The sequence below is a fragment of the Ruegeria sp. CDSC068 genome (assembly GCF_059610545.1).
In genome coordinates, this window is record NZ_JBXWNV010000001.1 from 540,848 (window position 1) to 560,904 (window position 20,057).

General features: G+C 57.5%; 22 protein-coding genes. 11 read left to right on the forward strand and 11 right to left on the reverse strand.

Annotated features, from left to right (window positions below):
* Positions 1-64: 64 nt before the first annotated feature.
* The gene (locus AC2FID_RS02545) at positions 65-835 is read left to right on the forward strand and encodes a beta-keto acid cleavage family enzyme (protein WP_282118557.1); all 771 of its coding nucleotides are present in this window, start codon (positions 65-67) and stop codon (positions 833-835) included.
* The gene (locus tag AC2FID_RS02550; protein WP_496835263.1) at positions 832-2,154 is read left to right on the forward strand and encodes an aspartate aminotransferase family protein; all 1,323 of its coding nucleotides are present in this window, start codon (positions 832-834) and stop codon (positions 2,152-2,154) included. The genes AC2FID_RS02545 and AC2FID_RS02550 overlap by 4 nt, the downstream gene beginning before the upstream one ends.
* Before the next feature lie 88 nt (positions 2,155-2,242).
* Here the strand turns inward: AC2FID_RS02550 and infC are convergent, their stop codons facing one another.
* The 7 genes from infC to cobA form a co-directional block, all read right to left on the reverse strand.
* Positions 2,243-2,824, reverse strand: coding sequence for a translation initiation factor IF-3 (gene infC, locus AC2FID_RS02555; RefSeq protein ID WP_186437359.1), 582 nt, complete (start codon positions 2,822-2,824; stop codon positions 2,243-2,245).
* 128 nt (positions 2,825-2,952) lie between these two features.
* On the reverse strand, positions 2,953-3,786 hold the full coding sequence (locus AC2FID_RS02560) for a ferredoxin--NADP reductase (RefSeq protein ID WP_058271890.1): 834 nt from the start codon (positions 3,784-3,786) through the stop codon (positions 2,953-2,955).
* A 107-nt stretch (positions 3,787-3,893) separates the two neighbouring features.
* Positions 3,894-4,301, reverse strand: a complete 408-nt coding sequence (locus tag AC2FID_RS02565) for a DUF934 domain-containing protein (protein WP_170557552.1) — start codon at positions 4,299-4,301, stop codon at positions 3,894-3,896.
* The gene (locus AC2FID_RS02570) at positions 4,298-5,059 is read right to left on the reverse strand and encodes a phosphoadenylyl-sulfate reductase (RefSeq protein ID WP_496835266.1); all 762 of its coding nucleotides are present in this window, start codon (positions 5,057-5,059) and stop codon (positions 4,298-4,300) included. The genes AC2FID_RS02565 and AC2FID_RS02570 overlap by 4 nt, the downstream gene beginning before the upstream one ends.
* Positions 5,049-6,713 (reverse strand): nitrite/sulfite reductase, encoded by a 1,665-nt coding sequence (locus AC2FID_RS02575; RefSeq protein ID WP_496835268.1) that lies wholly within the window; start codon positions 6,711-6,713, stop codon positions 5,049-5,051. The genes AC2FID_RS02570 and AC2FID_RS02575 overlap by 11 nt, the downstream gene beginning before the upstream one ends.
* A gap of 68 nt (positions 6,714-6,781) precedes the next feature.
* Entirely contained in the window at positions 6,782-7,096 is a 315-nt protein-coding gene (locus AC2FID_RS02580) for a DUF2849 domain-containing protein (protein WP_058271487.1), read from the reverse strand.
* Positions 7,096-7,872 carry a uroporphyrinogen-III C-methyltransferase gene (gene cobA, locus AC2FID_RS02585; RefSeq protein WP_496835270.1) on the reverse strand — a complete coding sequence of 259 codons (777 nt, stop codon included), beginning with the start codon at positions 7,870-7,872 and terminating at the stop codon, positions 7,096-7,098. Before cobA ends, AC2FID_RS02580 begins: the two co-directional genes overlap by 1 nt.
* Before the next feature lie 143 nt (positions 7,873-8,015).
* On the opposite strand from cobA, the gene AC2FID_RS02590 reads away from it, so the two are divergent.
* A complete protein-coding gene (locus tag AC2FID_RS02590; RefSeq protein WP_058271489.1) occupies positions 8,016-8,495 on the forward strand; it encodes an Lrp/AsnC family transcriptional regulator in 480 nt (159 codons plus the stop codon).
* Here AC2FID_RS02590 and AC2FID_RS02595 read toward each other — a convergent pair.
* Positions 8,492-9,673: a cytochrome P450 gene (locus tag AC2FID_RS02595; RefSeq protein ID WP_496835633.1), complete on the reverse strand. Its 1,182-nt coding sequence runs from the start codon at positions 9,671-9,673 to the stop codon at positions 8,492-8,494. The genes AC2FID_RS02590 and AC2FID_RS02595 overlap by 4 nt on opposite strands.
* Positions 9,674-9,720: 47 nt before the next feature.
* Here AC2FID_RS02595 and AC2FID_RS02600 point away from each other — a divergent pair, with 47 nt between their 5' ends.
* From AC2FID_RS02600 to AC2FID_RS02625, 6 genes are all read left to right on the forward strand, one after another.
* The gene (locus AC2FID_RS02600) at positions 9,721-11,454 is read left to right on the forward strand and encodes a sensor histidine kinase (protein ID WP_496835272.1); all 1,734 of its coding nucleotides are present in this window, start codon (positions 9,721-9,723) and stop codon (positions 11,452-11,454) included.
* The gene (locus tag AC2FID_RS02605) at positions 11,451-12,680 is read left to right on the forward strand and encodes a sigma-54-dependent transcriptional regulator (protein WP_058277817.1); all 1,230 of its coding nucleotides are present in this window, start codon (positions 11,451-11,453) and stop codon (positions 12,678-12,680) included. The genes AC2FID_RS02600 and AC2FID_RS02605 overlap by 4 nt, the downstream gene beginning before the upstream one ends.
* 371 nt (positions 12,681-13,051) lie before the next feature.
* A complete protein-coding gene (locus AC2FID_RS02610) occupies positions 13,052-14,053 on the forward strand; it encodes a DctP family TRAP transporter solute-binding subunit (protein WP_109311602.1) in 1,002 nt (333 codons plus the stop codon).
* A 115-nt stretch (positions 14,054-14,168) separates the two neighbouring features.
* The gene (locus tag AC2FID_RS02615; RefSeq protein WP_058271493.1) at positions 14,169-14,846 is read left to right on the forward strand and encodes a TRAP transporter small permease; all 678 of its coding nucleotides are present in this window, start codon (positions 14,169-14,171) and stop codon (positions 14,844-14,846) included.
* On the forward strand, positions 14,846-16,222 hold the full coding sequence (locus AC2FID_RS02620) for a TRAP transporter large permease (protein ID WP_496835274.1): 1,377 nt from the start codon (positions 14,846-14,848) through the stop codon (positions 16,220-16,222). The genes AC2FID_RS02615 and AC2FID_RS02620 overlap by 1 nt, the downstream gene beginning before the upstream one ends.
* 326 nt (positions 16,223-16,548) lie before the next feature.
* Positions 16,549-16,860, forward strand: a complete 312-nt coding sequence (locus AC2FID_RS02625) for a DMT family transporter (RefSeq protein ID WP_058277821.1) — start codon at positions 16,549-16,551, stop codon at positions 16,858-16,860.
* Between the two features lie 2 nt (positions 16,861-16,862).
* On the opposite strand, the gene tpiA is transcribed toward AC2FID_RS02625, so the two are convergent.
* Positions 16,863-17,612, reverse strand: a complete 750-nt coding sequence (gene tpiA, locus AC2FID_RS02630) for a triose-phosphate isomerase (RefSeq protein ID WP_496835275.1) — start codon at positions 17,610-17,612, stop codon at positions 16,863-16,865.
* Between the two features lie 121 nt (positions 17,613-17,733).
* On the opposite strand from tpiA, the gene AC2FID_RS02635 reads away from it, so the two are divergent.
* The gene (locus AC2FID_RS02635) at positions 17,734-18,645 is read left to right on the forward strand and encodes an isopenicillin N synthase family dioxygenase (protein WP_496835277.1); all 912 of its coding nucleotides are present in this window, start codon (positions 17,734-17,736) and stop codon (positions 18,643-18,645) included.
* Here AC2FID_RS02635 and AC2FID_RS02640 read toward each other — a convergent pair.
* Positions 18,642-19,007: a HesB/IscA family protein gene (locus AC2FID_RS02640; protein WP_058271498.1), complete on the reverse strand. Its 366-nt coding sequence runs from the start codon at positions 19,005-19,007 to the stop codon at positions 18,642-18,644. The two genes, AC2FID_RS02635 and AC2FID_RS02640, sit on opposite strands and share 4 nt — an antisense overlap.
* A 238-nt stretch (positions 19,008-19,245) precedes the next feature.
* On the opposite strand from AC2FID_RS02640, the gene AC2FID_RS02645 reads away from it, so the two are divergent.
* The gene (locus AC2FID_RS02645) at positions 19,246-19,542 is read left to right on the forward strand and encodes a hypothetical protein (RefSeq protein WP_496739898.1); all 297 of its coding nucleotides are present in this window, start codon (positions 19,246-19,248) and stop codon (positions 19,540-19,542) included.
* A 98-nt stretch (positions 19,543-19,640) separates the two neighbouring features.
* Here the strand turns inward: AC2FID_RS02645 and AC2FID_RS02650 are convergent, their stop codons facing one another.
* Positions 19,641-20,003 carry an SUF system Fe-S cluster assembly protein gene (locus AC2FID_RS02650; RefSeq protein WP_058271500.1) on the reverse strand — a complete coding sequence of 121 codons (363 nt, stop codon included), beginning with the start codon at positions 20,001-20,003 and terminating at the stop codon, positions 19,641-19,643.
* Between the last annotated feature and the right edge of the window lie 54 nt (positions 20,004-20,057).

Genomic DNA, 20,057 nt, shown 5'->3' on the forward strand with positions numbered 1-20,057 from the left:
AAGATGTAAATTGAAAACGCGCGTAGGGTCTTTAACTGGGTTAAAAGTTGAAAAGGGTGCTCTTATGTCCAAAACACTGCCGCAATCGCATTCGCCCTATGTTCTGGTGGCGCCGAACGGTGCCCGGAGGGGGCATGCGGATCACGTTCAGCTTCCGGTGTCGGTGCAGGAGATCGTATCGACTGCACAAAGCTGTTTTCGGGCCGGTGCAGATGGGATTCACCTGCATGTGCGCGATGAACAGGGGCAGCATTCTCTGGATGCCGGGCGTTATCTTGAGACGATGTCCGAGTTGCGTCGTGCCGTGCCTGAGATGGACATTCAGATCACGACCGAGGCAGCGGGTATCTTTGATGTCGCGGCCCAATTGCACTGTTTGCAGCACGTAAAGCCAAAATGGGCTTCGATTTCGGTCCGGGAAATCGCACGCGCGCCGGACCTCGCGGATAATGTGTACGGTCTGTGTGCCGAGCAGGGAACGCGCGTTCAGCATATTCTCTATGACGATGCAGATGCTGCGCTTTTGGCAGACTGGCAGGCCCGCGGGATCGTCCGCGACGGCCAAACTGATCGACTGTTGGTTCTGGGGCGATACTCCTCGGGGCAGGAATCCGCACTAGAAGACCTTGATCACTTTCCGCAAACCCACTCCAGTTGGATGGTCTGTGCATTCGGAAAGCTGGAACATGCTTGCCTAAAAACGGCTGCGGACCGTGGCGGGGATGTGCGGGTTGGATTTGAAAACAGTTTGACCGACCAGGACGGAAGTGCCTGGGCGAACAACGCAGCGTCGGTTTCGGCGCTGGTCGCGGTTTTGAAAGGACCTCTGCAATGAGCCACGTTTTTCCTCGTCATACCAAATCGAACTTGCCAGTCGCCGTTGGTGGCGACGGGTGTTACCTGATCGACGATCAGGGGCAACGTTATCTGGATTGTGGTGACGCTGCGGTGTCGTGCCTCGGGCATTCGAACCCGGCGGTTATCGAGGCCGTGCAGCGGCAGGTCGAACAGATCGCTTTTGCACATACCGGTTTCATGACATCCGAACCTGCCGAGGCGTTGGCTGATCTGTTGGTGGAACACGCGCCTGGTGATCTGGACCGTGTGTATTTCGTCTCAGGCGGGTCCGAGGCGACCGAGGCGGCGATGAAACTCGCCCGGCAGTACTTTCTTGAAATTGGCCAGCCCGAGCGTCGCCGGGTGATCGCGAGGCGGCAGAGCTATCACGGGAACACTTTGGGCGCGTTGTCGGCTGGAGGTAACGAATGGCGACGCGCGCAATTTGCACCGATGTTGATCGAGATGACACATATCGCGCCCTGCTTCGAATACGCTGAAAAGCCGGATGCCGAGAGCAGTTTTGACTACGGCCAGCGCGTCGCGAATGAGTTGGAGGCCGAGATCCTTCGCTTGGGTCCTGAAACGGTTATGGCGTTCATGGCGGAACCCGTTGTGGGCGCAACGCTGGGCGCGGTTCCTGCTGTTGAGGGGTATTTCCAGCGTATTCGCCAGATCTGTGACCAATATGGCGTTCTGTTGATTCTTGATGAAGTCATGTGTGGCATGGGGCGGACCGGGCATTTGTTTGCCTGCGATCATGATGGAATTGCACCGGACATTCTGTGCATCGCCAAAGGGTTGGGCGCTGGTTACCAACCGATTGGCGCGATGATGTGCACCGCGAAAATCTATGATGCAATCCGCGACGGGTCCGGGTTCTTTCAGCATGGTCACACCTATATCGGTCACCCGGTTGCGACGGCAGCGGCCCTGGCTGTTGTCACCGAGCTTACTACGCGCGCGTTGCCCGCGCGCGCAGGCGTCATGGGCGACAAGCTGCAAGAGGCGTTGCAGGCTGAATTCGGACAGCATCCGAATGTCGGTGATATCCGCGGCAGGGGGCTGTTTCGAGGGCTGGAGCTGGTGGCTGATCGCGAAACAAAAACACCGTTTGATCCGGCTCATGGCGTTGCGGGCAAAATCAAGAAAATCGCTTTGGCCGAAGGACTGATCTGCTATCCCATGTCCGGTACACGGGATGGGCGGGTTGGGGATCACGTCCTGCTGGCTCCGCCGTTCATCATAGAAGACGCGCAGATAGACGAGCTTGTGGGCAAACTTAGTCGGGCGATCTCCACCTCGATCCCCGGCTGAAGCGCCGCTTGGCCTGTACCATAGAACCAACAAAAAAACCCTGTCAGAGCGGATCTGACAGGGTTTCGAATTCGATATGCACAGGGGCTTACTTCTGTGGCAGCGGACCGATCAGCATGATCATCTGACGGCCTTCCATCTTCGGCATGTTTTCGACCTTGCCGATGTCTTTGGTGTCGGCCGCAACACGTTCCAAAAGTTCACGACCCAGATTTTGGTGAGCCATTTCACGGCCGCGGAAACGCAGGGTCACTTTGACCTTGTCCCCGTTTTCAAGAAACTTGAATACGTTCCGCATTTTTACGTCGTAATCATGAGTGTCAGTGTTCGGTCGGAATTTGACCTCTTTGATCTCAATGATCTTCTGTTTTTTGCGGGCTTCAGCTTCGCGTTTCTGCGTCTCGTATTTGAACTTACCAAAGTCCATGATCTTGCAGACCGGTGGGTTTGCGTTGGGCGAAATTTCGACCAGATCAAGACCGGCATCAACTGCCATCTGCATGGCTTTGGCGGGATGAACCACCCCGACATTTTCACCTTCAGCGCCAATCAGACGGATTTCGGGGGCACGGATCTTATCATTGACGCGGGGGCCGGTGTCTCTTTGCGGCGGCGCGTTGTGAGGTCTGCGGGCTATGGGTTCATTCCTTTGATGATTGCAGAATTTCAAGGCCGGAATTTAGACTGGCCTGCACGCCGATTCAAGCGGCATAAGTGCAGGCCAGGCCGAAAAAACCGGGTTTTGTCAGAGGTTTTTCGCCAGTCCGGGGCCAAATGCCCCGGAACCGGTGCATCGAGTTAGCCAACAAAGGCTTTTTCGATGACAAATTCCTTGGGTTCGGAATTGGCACCTTCGCGCAGGTCGAACTCTTCCAGAATCTTTTTGATGTCCAGGTTGAAGGCCAACGACCCACAGACCATAGCCCGGTCGGTTTCCGGCTTGATGCCGCCTTCGATGCCCAGATCAGCAAAAACTGTGCCGTCTTTCAGCAACTCGGTGATGCGACCCATCTTGGGGCTCTCTTCCCGTGTCGTGGTCGGGTAGTAGCGAATCTTGTCGGCAAAGCCTTCGCCCATCAGTTCGGCCAGCATTTCGTCCTGACGAATGCTTTCGATCAACTGACGGCCATATTCCAATTCCCCCACTTCGCGGCAGGTATGGGTGATGATGACTTCGTCGTAATCCTCATAGGTCTGCGGCTCGCGCAGCAACGAGGCGAAGGGCGCAAAACCTGTTCCGGTGGCAAAGAACCACAGGCGTTTTCCAGGCAGCAGCGCGTCATGCACCAGCGTGCCAACAGGCTTGGGGCGCAGGATGATCTGATCGCCCGGTTTGATGTGCTGCAGCTTCGAGGTCAGCGGACCGTCCTGGACCTTGATCGAGTAGAACTCCAACTCTTCGTCCCACGAAGGCGATGCGATGGAGTAAGCGCGCAGCAAAGGCTTGCCGTTGTCGCCCAGCAGGCCGATCATCACGAACTCGCCCGAGCGGAAGCGCAGCGAGGCGGGACGCGAGACCTTGAAAGAAAACAGGCTGTCGGTCCAATGTTTGACGTCTGTTACGGTCTGTGCGTCCGGAAGGACGGGGGCCTTGACGGCGGTTACTTCGGTCACGGGTTTCATCTCTGTCATCGTTTCACTATCGGCTGGGTAAACCGACATCTCCGTTTAATCTTTGATCCAAGTCAGGAAAAGGGGCTAAATGCCCCTTTGAATTCACAAGCTGGCGATTGGCGATCTTAGCCGCGCAGGCGGGCCTGATAGTTGTGGTCTTTCCAATCGGCGCGGGCCAGCCACTGATCTTCGGGCTGGCGGTTGGCAAGCGCGTCGTCGATTTCGACCTCATCAAACCCGCTGCGGCGCGCCATGGCGTATTGGTCGGCCAGAACATGGCCTCTGGCCCTCAGACGACCGGTGTAGCCTTTCAGGCGCAACACGCGCGCGATGGTAAAGCCGCGGCCATCCGCCGACGACGGGAAGTCCACACGGACCATCCGGGCGCTGCCCAGGCGGTCGACAAGCTCATCGGGGTCAGTGTCCGACGCCACGTCGAGCGCAACCACATCATTGGCTGCGTCCTCAAGCGTGACAAAGCCATCTGTCCAGTCGTCGGGGGCGAACCCCTCATCCGTTACGATTACGTTCATGTTTTCTCTCCAGCGCGCACCATTTTGCCGTCGACAAAATGAATACCGCATTCTTCTTTGTTCTGATCGCGCCAGCGTCCGGCGCGGGGGTCTTCGCCTTCTTTGACCGGCGATGTGCAGGGCGCACAACCGATCGAGGGGTAACCTTTGGCCACCAGCGGATGCCGGGGCAGGTTGTTTTCATCCATATAGGCGCGCACGTCTTCGGGTGCCCAGTGTGCCAGTGGGTTCACCTTGATCCGGCCAGTGCCGTCCTCGACCTCAAAGAAGTCAAGCGCGGCGCGTGTGCCAGACTGGAACCGCTTCCGACCGGAGATCCAGCCATCATAGCCCGCCAAAGCACGCTGCAGCGGGAAGGTTTTGCGCAGGTTGCAGCAGGCATCCGTGTCGCTCAGGCGCAAAGCGCCGTATGGGTCTTCGCGCTGAACATCCTCATCATCTGCGCGGATGATGTGAACGTTCTTCAGGCCAAGCCGATCTGAAACGTCCTGCTGATATTCCAGCGTTTCGGTGAACAGCATCTGCGTGTCCACAAACAGGACCGGCGTGGCTTTGTCGATCACGGCTGCCATGTGCAACAACACCACCGACTCCGCCCCAAAGCTGGAGACCAAAGCAAGCTCTTCGATGGCCTCCAATGCGCCATGCATGACGTCATGGGCACTGTGGTGGCGGAACTGGGTGTTCAGCGCTTCGACCTTTTCGGTCAGCTCTGCGCGGTCGGCCCCCAGTTCCGTCTGGATCAGGTCAAGCGGCATTCGCTCGCGCCTCGGGGTAGAGGGCTGCCTTGAACGGTGCCATGCCTACGCGGCGATAGGTTTCAAGGAATGTCTCTTCGGCGCTGTCACGCTGTTCCAGATAGGTTTCGACAATGCGTTCGACGGCAGGCACGATCTCATCATAGGCAAAGCCCGGGCCGGTGCGGTCGCCAACGGCTGCAGTCTCGGTCGCGTCACCACCCAGAGTGATCTGGTAGTTCTCGACGCCTGCGCGATCCAGACCCAGGATGCCGATGTGACCAACGTGGTGGTGACCACATGCGTTGATGCAGCCCGAGATCTTGATCTTCAGGTGACCAATGTCATGCTCAAGCTTCAGATCATCGAAACGGGTCGCGATTTCCTGTGCAACCGGGATCGAACGCGCCGTTGCCAGTGCGCAGTAATCCATGCCGGGGCAGGCGATGATATCGCTAATCAGGCCGATATTGGCGGTTGCCAGTTCGTACTCTTTCAGCTTCGCATGGATCGCGGGCAGGTCCGACTTGTGGACATGCGGCAGGATCACGTTCTGCTCGTGGCTGATACGCAGCTCGTCATAGGCGAACTCTTCGGCCAGATCGGCCATTACGCGCATTTGCTCAGCAGTCGCATCGCCCGGAGTCTGACCGTGTTTCTTGATCGAGATAGTGACGATCGCGTGATCCGCGTTCTTGTGCGGCGCGATGTTGGTGTCGACCCACGACCGGAAGACCGGGTCGTTGGTGTAGGCGCTTTCAAACGACGCAACCGAGGCTTCACGGAAGGTTGGCGGCGCAAAGTGGTCCTTGATCTCTTCCAACAGGTTCATATCCGCGCCTTTGAACTGCGGGCGAACCTTCAGGAAGCGCTCGTTCACCTTGGCGCGGATCGCGTCGATGCCATGCTCATGCACGGTGATCTTGATGCGCGCCTTGTACTTGTTGTCGCGGCGGCCGATCTGGTTCCAGACCGAAACGGTGGCTTCCAGATACGCCAGCAGGTCGTCAAAGGCGACGAATTCGGACAGTTCCTTGCCGATCATCGGTGTACGGCCCAAACCGCCACCCACGATGACACGTGCGCCCAAAACGCCGTCACGCTCGACCAGTTGGAGGCCGATGTCATGCGCCTTGATCACGGCGCGGTCGTTTTCCGAACCGGTGATGGCGATCTTGAACTTACGCGGCATGAACTGGAATTCCGGGTGGTCGGTCGACCACTGGCGCAACAGTTCGGCATAGGGGCGCGGGTCGGCAACCTCATCCGCGGCGGCACCGGCGAAATGGTCGGCGGTCACGTTGCGGATGGTGTTGCCCGAGGTCTGGATGGCGTGCATGCCAACCTCCGCCAGCGCGTCCAGCATATCGGGCACGTCGTTCAGTTTCGGCCAGTTATACTGAATGTTCTGACGGGTCGTGAAGTGGCCATAACCTTTGTCCCACTTCTCGGCCAGCAGGGCTAGCTGACGCATCTGAGCGCTAGAGAGCGTTCCATATGGAATGGCAACCCGCAGCATATAGGCGTGCAGCTGCAGATACAGGCCGTTCATCAGGCGCAGCGGTTTGAATTCATCTTCGGTCAACGAGCCGTCAATGCGGCGCTCGACCTGCGCGCGGAACTGCGCGTTACGTTCTGCCAAAAATGCTGTGTCGAACTCGGAGTAGCGATACATGATTAGCTGTCCTTAGTTGCAGCCCCGAACCTTGGGGCCTTGAGAAGGGGAGAGAGAAGGGCCAGAGGTCAGGCCCGGGGCTGCGGGGAGGATTCCTGTTTGCCGTGGGCATAGTTGGACGGACCAGTGCGGCGGAAGTCTTCCCGGAAATGGGTGGGCTCGGGGCCGTTGTCGCCGGCGACGGCATCGGCAAGATAAGCACCAACGATTTTGCTGGCCTGACTAGAGGCATCCAGCAAGCGCACCTGCGCGTGCGCTTCATCGGTGATCAGCTCGGCCTCGGACAACTCCCGAGACCACTGGTCGTCTTCAGTCAGATAAATAACGTCACCTTCCAACAGGTCGTTGGCGGTCACCACTTTGGGGGTAAAAGCGCGGGCCATCAGGCGTGCTCCTTCTTAAATTCGGTCAGGGCCGCGGTCGCTTGGCGCGGGGCGAGGCCAAAAAAGGTCAGGGTAGGGCCATCCATTTCGGCGGCGTTCAAATCGGTGGGCAACTGGTCCAGCGTTGTTTCCAGAATGCGCTGATCGGGGCGCGTAGCGTTTTCGATCAACGTCACCGGCGTCTGGCGATCTGCACCGTGCATAATCAGGCGACCCTGAATGAAACGAGCGGACTTTTTGCCCATGTAAATCGCGGTAACCGAACCGGTGCGCGCTAGCGCGGTCCAGTCGTGATCGGCAAAGCCCTTCATGTCGTGGCCTGTCAGAAAGCGGACCGACGAATTGCGACCGCGGCGTGTCAGGCTTTGACCAATTCCGGCAACGGCCGCCGACGCGGCTGTGATTCCGGGTACGATCCGCCACGAGATGCCAGCAGCCTCAACCGCCTCGATCTCTTCATCTAGTCGGCCAAATACGGTCGGGTCGCCGGACTTCAGGCGCACGACGCGCTGGCCCTTCAAGGCGTGCTCAACCAGCAGGGCGTCAATGTCTTCCTGTTTCCACGACGGGCCAAAGCCGGCCTTGCCAACATCGACCAGTTGGGCGGTCTTGCCGGCCAAGGCCAGGACCTCATCACTGATCAGACGGTCATGCAGAACAACATCCGCGCGCTCGAAGGCGTTCAGTGCCTTGAGCGTCAGCAATTCCGGATCGCCCGGACCCGCGCCGACAAAGTCGACATGTCCTGTGCCATCATATGATTGCGTAAGCTGCATTTCGTGTCCCGAGTGTGGTTTGACTTGTGTTGCAATATAGGAAATATTTCCGCCAATACGCCATATAGGCGAACAAATAAGGACAAATGTTCCACGCCAACGGCAAAACGGGACATTGGTTTCGAAACGAAGGGAAATTTGGAATGTCGGTGCGGATTGATGATACGGATCGGAAAATTCTGGTCGAGCTGCAGCGGGACGCCAGTCAATCGCTGGACGAAATAGCCGCTCGTGTCGGCAGTTCCAAGACGCCGGTCTGGAATCGGATACGCAAGCTGAAAGGGGCCGGTGTGATAGGGCAGCAGACCGTTTTGCTGGACGCCGAAGCGCTGGGATTTGAAGCCACGTTTTTTGTTCTGATCCGCACCTCAGAGCACGAGGCTGACTGGCAGCACAAGTTCCTCAAGGCCCTGCGCGACAGGCCCGAAGTGCAAGAAGCGCATCGGCTGGCCGGGGACATCGACTATATCTTGAAGGTGCGGGTCAAGAACGCGCGTGCCTATGACGAATTCTATCAGGCGCTGATTTCAGAAGTGCGCGTGCACAACGTGACAGCCTTGCTGTCGATGGAAGAGATCAAGTCCACCACCATGTTGCCTCTGAAAGCGCTGATCGAAAGCTAGGTCTGCACCATCAGTTTGGTCAGCCCGTGGAAATGGTACGTGTTCGAAAACTCGGGCTCGGTGCTCAGGCGCAGGTTCGGATATCTGTCGAACAGCGTGGACAGTGCGATGCGCATTTCCAACCGTGCCAGAGGGGCGCCAACGCAAAAGTGCAGGCCGCCACCGAAACTGGTGTTCGTGACGATGGCGCGGGTGGGATCAAACCTGTCCGGGTTGCTCCAGACGGCAGGATCCCGGTTCGCAGCGCCCAATAGTAGCGCGACCTCATCACCACGTTTGAAACTGTGCCCAAATGCGTCGATGTCTTCATAAGCATAGCGGGTGAACATGTGCAGCGGCGGGTCAAAGCGCAGAATCTCTTCTACCGTGCGATCGATGCTGTCCGGCGCAAAGTGTTGCGGTCCGATGCCATTTTGCAAAACGGTCTTCACGCCGTTTCCAAGTGAATGCACGGTCGCTTCGTGCCCGGCATTCAAAAGCAGGATGCAGGTGGCGACCAGCTCTTCGCGTGAGAGCTTTTCGCCATCTTCTTCGGCCACGATCAACCGTGTGATCAGATCGTCCTGCAGATCGCTGCGGCGCTGCTCGATGTAGTCGATCAGAAAGTCGGTGAATGCTTGAGATGAGGCTGCGGCAGCGGTCTCAGTCTCGGGCGTACGGCTGGCTTGATACATCGCCACCATATCATGTGACCAGCGTAGCAGACTGGGTGACATATCCTCGGGCACGCCCAGAAGGCGGCAGATCGTGATGACCGGAACTTGGGTGCAAAAGGTAGAGAGCAAATCGAACGATTGGTCGGGAAATGCGTCAATCAAAGAATGGGTTAGGTCGTGAATCGAAGGTTCCAGCGCCGATATGGCACGCGACGTGAATGCCCGCATCACCAATGCGCGCAAACGTGTGTGTCTTGGCGGTTCGGCTTCCAGCAACGAATGCGCCTCGACCGCCAGCCAAGGGGCAAGATGCGCCGGACCTGGGGTTCGCATTTCTTCGGGTACTTCCCGACCAAAGCGGCGGTCTTTCAAAAGCGCCGAGACCGCCCGGTGTGATACAGCCGCAATTTTCCCATAGTCTTCCCAATAGACCAGATCACCGCACGCGCGGGCCTGATCATAGAACGGGTAGGGGTTCTGCACGAATTCCGGATCGACCGGAGATTGAAATACCGTCTTCATGCGGCGCAGACTTGCCATGCGGCGCGCCGAATGCAAGACCCTATATCATGCAACGCGTTTGGGTCATTCTGGGATTTTTGTTTGCTGTCGGCCTGTTGACCGCAGGGGTCTGGTCCTATGGCTACCGTCAAGCGCTGTCGCAGCTCAGCGAAAAGGCCGAGGCTGACCTTGAACTGGCTGCCGACCGGCTCAGCACTCAGATGCAGGTCTATCAGGAACTGGCCGTGCTGATGGCCACGCATCCGGTCCTGCGCGCCCTAGAGACACCGGTGCAACAACAGGCAGCGCGCGCGATATTGCTGGACGTCGCCGACAAAACGTCGGCCGTCAACATGATGTATCTTGATCAGAGCGGGCAGGTTCTGGCCTCGGCGCAGCCGGTTGAGTGGCCAAACATGGCGGACCACCCCGCGTTTCGGCGCGCATTGCAGGGCGCAATGGGCAGCGCGCATGGGGTTGTGGAAAGCAGCGGAGATCGCACCTATTCCTACGCCGCCCCGGCCTTTAGCGATGCTGGTCAGGTCGAGGGTGTATTAATCGTTGTGGCCGATGTGCAGGATGTGGAACAGACCTGGCGCGGCAGTACCGAGGCGGTGTTCTTCACCGACGGGGACGGCGTCGTGTTTATCTCAAACCGATCGGATTTGTTGTTTTGGCACCGGGATGAGGGTCAATTGGGCCTGACACCGCCAGACGGCGGGGTGGTCGATTTTGCCTCGGTTCTGGTCGGTCCGCACGAGGTCTGGGAACTGAATTGGGGGCGGTATCTGCCTAGCCGCGCTTTACACCTGATGCTGGACTTGCCGGTGATCGACATGACGGCTGAAGTTCTGGTCGATGTGGCCCCCGCGCAGCGTTTGGCGGGGTTGCAGGCGGCGACCGTTGCTGCAATCTGTCTGGCCTTCGGCGCGCTGTTGTATCTGGCGACCGAACGCAGGCGCACATTGGCCGAGGCCAACACGATTCTGGAAAGCCGGGTCGCGCAACGGACGCATGCGTTGACAGCTGCAAACACCGCACTGCGCCATGAAGTGCGTGAACGTGAAGACGCTGAAGCGGCTCTGAAACACGCTCAGGAAGAGCTGATCCAGGCAGGTAAACTCAGCGCGTTGGGCCAGATGTCGGCGGGTATCAGTCACGAACTGAACCAACCGCTGATGGCGATCCAGCAATTCGCAGATAATGGCGCGGCTTTTCTATCCCGCGGCCGGGATGAGAAAGCGTCGGAGAACCTGACGCGTATCTCTGCTATGGCGGCGCGCATGGCGCGTATCATCAAGAACCTGCGTGCCTTTTCGCGCAACGAAAGTGAACCGATGGGCAAGGTTAACCTGGTTCAGGTGATCGATACGGCGGTCGAGTTGACCGAGGCGCGATTGCGAACTGAGGATGTCCGTATGGATTGGGCCCCGCCCAATAACCCGGTTTACGCATGGGGCGGCGAGGTGCGGTTGGTTCAGGTATTCGTCAACCTGATCAACAATGCCGCCGACGCGATGAGCGGGCAAGACGACCGCCTTATTCGCATTGCGATCGACCGCGGCGACAAGCTGGCCGTGACTGTCCGCGATATCGGCCCGGGCATCGAAAACTCGGAAAAACTGTTCGAACCGTTCTATACGACCAAGGCTGTCGGAACCTCGGAGGGGATGGGGCTTGGGCTTTCGATTTCGTATGGTCTGGTGCAAAGCTTTGGAGGTAATATCCGGGGCGCAAATCTGGACACCGGGGCATTGTTTACGGTCGAGCTTGAGCCTTTCACGGAGCACGAGGTCGCATGACGCGGAAAATTCTACTGGTTGATGACGACGCTGCCGTCCGCGAAGCTTTGGCGCAAACGCTTGAGCTGGCAGACTATGATCCGGTTACGGCGGGATCCTTTGTGGCAGCTAAAGACCATATTCGCGCCGACTTTCTGGGTGTGATCGTTTCGGACATTCGTATGCCGGGCCGGGATGGATTTCATCTGCTGAACTACGCGCGTGAGGTTGATCCAGATTTGCCCGTTGTTCTGTTGACCGGTGAGGGCGACATCCCGATGGCGGTGCAGGCCATGGGACAGGGAGCTTTTGACTTTCTGGAAAAGCCATGTGCGGCGGCGGACCTGCTGCCCGTGTTGGAACGAGCCTTTGACGCGCGCGCGCAGGTGATCGAACAGCGTGCCCTCAAATCAGAGCTTGAGCGCGGCGACCCCGCAGCGCGGCTTTTGTTCGGCCTGTCCGCACAGGCCGAGGCCCTGCGCGAACGGGTCCGATCCGTCGCCCCCACCGGGGCAGAAGTTCTGGTAACCGGGCCACCGGGCAGCGGGATATCGAAAGTGGCCGAAGTCGTTCATCTGATGTCACCGGTCGGGCAGGGGCCGTTCGTCAAGCGCCCGGCCTCAGGGCTGACGCCCGAGGGGTTGGTACGCGTGTGCGAAGATGCGGCCGGTGGGTCGTTGTTCTTGGATGAGGTTTCGGCCATGCCAGACGCCACGCAATACGCCGCGCTTGAAATGATAGAGCAGGGCACCGGTTCACGGATTGTCGCGGGAACAACCGCAGATCTGGCGGTGCTGTCAGAACAGGGCCAATTCAATGCGGACCTGTTTTATCGCCTGGATGTCATGCGTGTGCGGATCCCGTCGCTGGCGGAACGACCCGAAGATATTCCAGTGATCTTTCGCCATTATGTCGCGCAAGCGGCGGAACAGGCGGGCATTGCCGAACCCGAAATTACCTCGGAGCAACTTGCGTCGTTGATGGCCAGCGATTGGCCGGGCAATGCCAGATCGCTGATGTCGGCGGCGATGCGGTTCGTGTTGGGGATGCCGGAAGAGGTGGCACGTGCCGCTGATCTGGGGCTGAACGAGCAAATGGCGCGCGTAGAGCGGTCGTTGTTGATTGCGGCGCTGGGTCGGCACAATGGCAAAGCCTCGGATGCGGCAAGTGCGTTGAAACTACCGCGCAAGACTTTTTACGACAAACTGGCGCGCTATCAGATTCGCCCAGAAGACTATCGGCGCTAACGGGGGCACCCGCCGCCTTTGACTGCATTATCATGCATTTAAAGGCGTTGGGCCGGGCAGCCTGCATTCGCAGGCTGCGGGTGGTCACCAGAGAATCAGGGGGTGAGTCGTTCGATCTGATTCGAAGTGCGTGCGGAAATCCGCACAGCCGGGGAAATAAATGTGCGGATTTTCGCACAACGGGTAGTGTCACTGCCTTTTGATGGCGGGGAAGTTCCCTCTAAAACTATGAAGTAAAATAAAAATATTTGAACTTTCCGAATTTCGAACAAAAAGTTGAGCGGTGCCCCTTGATTCGCTTCACTGCGCCACATGCGACGCCGATCTGGCGTTGACTGAAGGTTTCATGGAAGTCTGGGAGGAAAAGACAGATGAAATTCCTGACAACTGCCGCGACCGCGCTGGCGTTGAGTGTTACAGCAACCGCCGGTATGGCCGCGTGTGATGACGGCGAGATTGTCGTCAAGTTCGCGCATGTGACGAACACGGACAAACACCCCAAGGGCATCGCGGCATCGCTGCTGGAGCAGCGCGTCAATGACGAGATGAATGGCGTGATGTGCGTTGAGGTCTATCCGAACTCGACGCTCTATAATGATGACAAGGTGCTTGAAGCAATGCTTCAAGGCGACGTCCAGCTGGCCGCGCCGTCGTTGTCGAAGTTTGAGAAGTTCACCAAACAGTTCCGTCTGTTCGACCTGCCGTTCATGTTCAAGAACATTGACGCCGTGGATGCGTTCCAGGCCTCGGCGGATGGTCAGGCGATGAAAGACAGCATGCAGCGCCGCGGCCTGCAAGGGCTGGCGTTCTGGCACAATGGCATGAAACAGATGTCGGCTAATAAACCGCTTGAGGCTCCGTCGGATGCCGAGGGCCTGAAATTCCGTGTTCAATCCTCGGACGTTCTGGTTGCCCAAATGGAAGCCATTGGCGGCAGCCCGCAGAAGATGGCGTTCTCGGAAGTTTACGGTGCGCTGCAGCAGGGCGTTGTGGACGGCCAAGAAAACACCTGGTCGAACATCTATGGCAAGAAGTTCTTCGAAGTGCAGGACGGTATCACCGAGACCAACCATGGCATCATCGACTATCTGGTCGTGACATCGGTTGACTGGTTGGACAGCCTTGATCCCGAGGTGCGCGATCAGTTCCTGACCATTCTGGGCGAAGTGACCGAGACACGGAACAAGGAAGCCTTCTCGGTGAACGAAGCAGCCAAGGCTTCGATCACTGATGCCGGCGGCATCATCCGCGAGCTGAACCCCGAACAGCGTCAGGCCTGGGTCGATGCGATGAAGCCCGTTTGGGACCAGTTTTCCGACGACGTAGGTCAGGATAAGATCGACGCCGCTCAGGCCATCAACGCCGGGTTCTGATCCCGGTTGAGGCCGCGTGTTCAAAGACTGGGGAGTGGCGGATACGCAGGCTGGGCGGGCCGTAATTTGGCCCGCCACACCTAACTCTCATCACCAATAATGTGGGGACAGAAAAATGTCTGGTTCGAAACCCGGCCAAGGCGGGCTGGTCGACCATATCGAAGAGACCATGATTGCCGCTCTGTTGGGCGTGATGACGGTCGTAACCTTCGCCAACGTGATCGCGCGTTTTGTGTTTAACTCCAATATCTTATGGGCGCTTGAGCTGACGGTTTTCACCTTTGGCTGGCTGGTGTTGTTGGGGGCCTCTTATGCGGTCAAGAAACACGCGCATCTGGGTGTTGATGCAATCCTGAACATGCTGGCCCCGGCGCCACGCCGCATTCTGGCGCTGATATCAGTGGCGTGCTGTCTGGTGTTCTCGCTTCTGCTTCTGAAAGGGTCGTATGACTACTGGGCCGTGTTTGCGGACCTGCCGCCAACATCGGGCCGCTGGTTCCCGACCGGGTTCAATTTCGACGCACGCAGCCAGAGTTTCTATGAAGTTGACGATATACCGATGGTCGCGCCACTGCGCTTCCTCGAGGATCTGATCAACTACGGCGAGGGGTATGAAAAATTGCCCAAGGTGGTGCCGTATCTGGTGTTGCCGGTGTCGATGCTGCTTCTAGTGATCCGCTTCGCTCAGGTCGCAGTACAAATCTGGCGGGGTGAGACCGACCGTCTTGTTGCCAGTCACGAAGTCGAGGACGAGATCGAAGAAGTCCGGGCTCAGCAAGGAGAGCATGACTAATGGACGTCGTACTTCTATTCTCTATGGTCATCGGCCTGTTGCTGATCGGTGTGCCGATTGCGGTGGCCCTGGGTCTTAGCTCGACCCTGTTTCTGCTGATTTATTCCGACAGTTCGTTGGCTTCGGTCGCGGGAACCCTGTTCGAAGCCTTTGAAGGCCACTTCACTCTGTTGGCGATCCCGTTCTTCATTCTTGCGTCGTCCTTCATGACGACCGGTGGAGTGGCGCGTCGGATCATCCGCTTTTCCATCGCCTGTGTCGGGCATTTGCCGGGCGGTCTGGCGATTGCGGGTGTCTTTGCCTGTATGCTGTTTGCCGCGCTGTCGGGGTCGTCTCCGGCGACTGTTGTAGCCATCGGTTCTATCGTCATCGCCGGTATGCGACAGGTTGGCTATTCTAAGGAGTTCGCTGCGGGTGTGATCTGTAACGCGGGTACGCTGGGCATTCTGATCCCGCCGTCCATTGTCATGGTGGTCTATGCCGCCGCCGTTGAGGTCTCGGTTGGGCGGATGTTCCTTGCGGGCGTCATTCCGGGCCTGATGGCGGGTCTGATGCTGATGGTTACGATCTACGTGATGGCAAAAGTCAAGAACCTGCCCAAGGGTGAATGGAAAGGTTGGGGCGAGATCTTTATCTCGGCCCGCGAAGCCGGTTGGGGTCTGTTCCTGATCGTCATCATTCTGGGTGGTATTTATGGCGGTATCTTCACACCGACCGAAGCCGCTGCTGTCGCAGCCGTCTATGCCTTCTTTATTGCCAGCTTTGTCTACAAGGACATGGGTCCGCTTAGCACCAATGGGGATGGGCAGAACATTCCGCTGTTGAAAAAGCCCTATGCTTTAGTCACGGCGTTCTTTCACCCCGACACCAAGCAAACGCTGTTTGAGGCCGGTAAGTTGACGGTGACGTTGTTGTTCGTCATCGCCAACGCGCTGATCCTGAAGCACGTGCTGACAGATGAACAGGTGCCTCAGCACATCGCTAGTGCAATGCTATCGGCGGGTCTGGGGCCGGTTACCTTCCTGATTGTGGTCAACGTGATCCTGCTGATCGGTGGCCAGTTCATGGAACCTTCGGGACTGTTGGTTATCGTGGCACCTCTGGTGTTCCCGATCGCCATCGAGTTGGGCATCGACCCAATCCATCTGGGCATCATCATGGTGGTGAACATGGAGATTGGGATGATTACGCCTCCGGTTGGGTTGAACCTGTTCGTGACCTCGGGCGTGGCCGGTATGCCGATGATGAGCGTTGTGAAGGCGGCGCTGCCGTTCCTGGCTGTCCTGTTCGTCTTCCTGATCATGGTGACGTACATACCGTGGATATCGACCTTCCTGCCCAACACGTTCATGGGGCCTGAGATCATTACGAACTAGCGGTTTCTTTGACAGAACAGAGGGCCGGGTCTTTTGTCAGACCCGGCCCTTTTTTGCGTGCGGAATCGATCCAGATAATCGGTAACCCATTGGATACCAACCTAAACGCGAACCCATCAGTTTCGTATCACCGGTTGAATTTCCGCATTTAGAGTTTCATCTCGTCAATCAGGCGACGATCGTTTGCCCGCCCGGGTGTCCCTAGTTGCTCTATTAAAAATCCAACCTCTTGAACCACAGTTCAGTGGGTATATCTTTCAACCGAGGACGACCTCGCCGATTTGGCTGATCATTCGGGACGACCCGAAGAGATATGAGGTGTCCAAATGCCTTGGATATTATTGCTATTCGCTGGCCTGCTGGAAATTGTCTGGGCCGTCGCCATGAAGCAATCTGCCGGTTTCACGCGCCTATGGCCTACGGCCCTGATGGGCGTGTCGATGATCGGATCATTCGGATTGCTTGCCCTAGCGATGCGCGATCTGCCTTTGGGCACGGCCTATACGATCTGGACCGGCATCGGTGCTGTCGGTGCCTTTATGGTCGGCGTGATGTTTCTGGGCGAGGCGCTGACCGCGCCCCGCCTGGTCGCGGCGGCCCTAATTGTGGCGGGGCTGGTGACAATGAAACTAGCCTGACCTCAGGCCTTTTGCAGGGCGTCGATAATGCCGGAAAAGTCCTGGGCTTTCAGGCTTGCGCCGCCCACCAAAGCCCCGTCCACATTAGAGACTGCAAAGATTTCGGCTGCATTTCCCGGTTTGACCGAACCACCATAGAGCAAACGGACCGAGCGGCCGACACCTTCGCCAAATCGACGCTCAAGCCGGGCGCGGATGAAGTCGTGCACTTCTCCGATCTCGTCCAGTGTGGGGACCTTGCCGGTGCCAATGGCCCAGATCGGTTCATAGGCGACAACCAGGTTCTCACCGGTCGACTGATCCGGGATCGAGCCGGACATCTGACCGCCGATAATGTCCAATGTGTTCGCGGCCTCGCGCTGTTCCAGGCTTTCACCGACGCAAATGATGGCTTTCAGGCCCGCGTCCATCGCGGAACGTGCTTTGGCGCGCACATCCTCATTCTGCTCGCCGTGATCTTCGCGCCGCTCTGAATGCCCAAGAATGACGGCGCTTGCCCCGGCATCAACAAGCATCTGAACACTGACATCGCCGGTATGTGCGCCGGATTCGGCTGCATGGCAATCCTGACCGCCGACGGTAATTCCCGTGCCTTTCACCGCCTCTGCCGCGCGATGCAGCAGGGTCGCTGGTGGGCAAATCAGGACGTCCACCGATGCATCAGGAAACGATGTAGCCAGCGACTGAAGCTCGGGCAATGCAGCCGCAGTTCCGTTCATTTTCCAGTTTCCAGCTGCCAGCTTGCGCCGCATAACGCGTACCCCCAAATAAGTCTTTGTTTGCTCATCGGATAGCACCACCAGCCGGGCCTGACAATTCCGGTTGCAAAGGTCCGACCACAACGGCAGGTTCCGCGGTATTGTGGAGGGCGGCATGATCGACGATCTGGATCTGAAAAAACTGGATGAACGCGAGGCTTCAGAGATGGCAAAGCTGCTGCATGCTATTGGAGAAGTTGGGTTTTTAACGGTGTCGAACACCGGGTTGAACGCCGATCAAGTCCGAAACGTGATCGAGGCGTATCGCGACTTCTTCCATTTGCCGGACGTCCAGAAAAAAACCGTTGATATGGCGATGACGGGTTCAAACCGAGGGTGGGGCGCGCCGCGATCAGAACAGGTCGACCCCAAGGCTAATCCGGATTTCAAGGAAGTGTTCGACTGTGGTTTCGAATTGCCTGCGGGAAATTCTTATGCCGGAAAAGGGCTCAGTGTATATGCTCCGAACCTGTGGCCGAATAATCCTGTAGAATTTCAAGGTATTATCAGAGCTTACTACATTGACGCTTGCAATGTGGCGATGCGCGTTCTTCAGGCCATTGCGGTCGCTTTGGGCCGGGATAAACTCAGTTTTGATCGTGCCTTTGACACGCCAATGGCCCTATTGCGCGGGAACTACTATCCAGAACGCCCGGCATGGGCAGGTGATCGGGATTTTGGCATCGGGGCGCACACTGACTATGGGTGTCTGACATTACTGGCCACAGACGGGGTCTCAGGGCTTGAGGTCCGCATGCCGGATAATAGCTGGCAACCTGTCTCTGCAGAGCCTGGTACATTCATCATCAACTTTGGAGAGATGCTGGAATTCTGGACCGCGGGAAAAGTCAAAGCCACCGAGCACCGCGTCGTAGGCGGGACGCAGGAACGCATTTCGGTCCCACTGTTCTTTAACCCGTCCTACGACACCAACGTTGCTCCGCCAAGCTCAGGCAAAACGATCAGCGCAGGTGACCATCTTACGCGGCGCTACAACGAAACCTATCTGCACCTGCAGGCGACTTAGTTTTGTGTGGAAAGCGTCTCGTCAAATTTGATGGATTCGCCGCATCCGCAAGCGTCCACAACATTCGGGTTACGGAACTTGAACCCGGCTTCCAGAAGCGAGACCTCATAGTCGATTTCAGTTCCGAACAGAAACATCTGCGCCATTGGTGCGATCATGATGCGGGCACCGTCCTGTTCGACCACTTCGTCGTTGGTATCGGCTTCATCCACGTAGTCCATGGTGTATTCCATGCCAGCGCAGCCGCCTTTCTTGACGCCAATGCGCAAACCGGCGTGACCGCCGGTCGCCATCAGGCGTGCGATCTGCTCGGCCGCTTTGGTCGTCATTGTCACGGCTTGTTTGCCGGGAATGCCAAACATGGTGGTCTCCGTTGCGCTACGTTATCCCCAATCTAGGGCCGAGAGGCGTCAGGCTCAAGACATAGCAGACCTGCTGACCTAAGTTTTACCGGCAGTGACGCTGCCAAACGACCAATTGCCACAGCAAACTTGCGTCCCTCACGGTCTTCGCCTTAGCCTGACGGTTGTAACAAGATATTTGAGCGAAGGGCGAATAAAGATGGTAGTGAACAGGCATTTCCGCAGAAAAATCATAACGATGCAAGTTGTAGCCACAGTCTTTCTGACCGCAGGTTTGGGGCATGCAGCAACGGATGGCGCGCGGCATCCGGTGAATTGCGCAACCGCTGAGGGGGATCTTCGGGCCATCGCCGCAGAAAAGAAGCACGCAGAAGACCAGCAGGCAGAAAGTATCATTGCGATCACTCCTGCCGGTGCATTGCTGGGACTGGTCACGGGAACCGAGCAAAAAAGGCTCAGCATGTTGAATGGCGATTACGTCAAAGAGCTGGATCAGCGCGCGGCCGAGATAAAATCGACCTGCGGCGTGGAATAGGCCGCTCGGGCCCTTTGATGCAAAAAGGGCTGCCCCGGTTCATGGACAGCCCTTTTTGTTATCCTTCAATGCTTTACTCGGTAAAGCTAAGCGAAATTCTACATGAATCCCAGTTCAAGACGTGCTTCGTCTGACATCATCTCCATGCCCCAGGGGGGCTCCCATGTCAGCTCGACGTCAACTTCTTTGACGCCAGCGACCGGTTCGATGGCCTCGACAATCCAGCCCGGCATTTCACCGGCGACCGGGCATCCGGGTGCGGTCAGTGTCATGATGACCTTCACCGCGTTTTCCTTGGTAATATCGATCGTATAGATCAGACCCAGATCGTAGATATTCACCGGAATCTCGGGATCGAAGACGGATCTGCAAGCCTCGACCACGGAATCGTAGAGTGGATGATCGATGGTCGAAGGCGCGATCAGCGGCGTACCTTCGAACTGTTCACTTGGATGGGTCATTCGTGCCTCGGGGCTGTTACCTGAGAAATTATATAGGGAAAGGCTGGGGCAGCG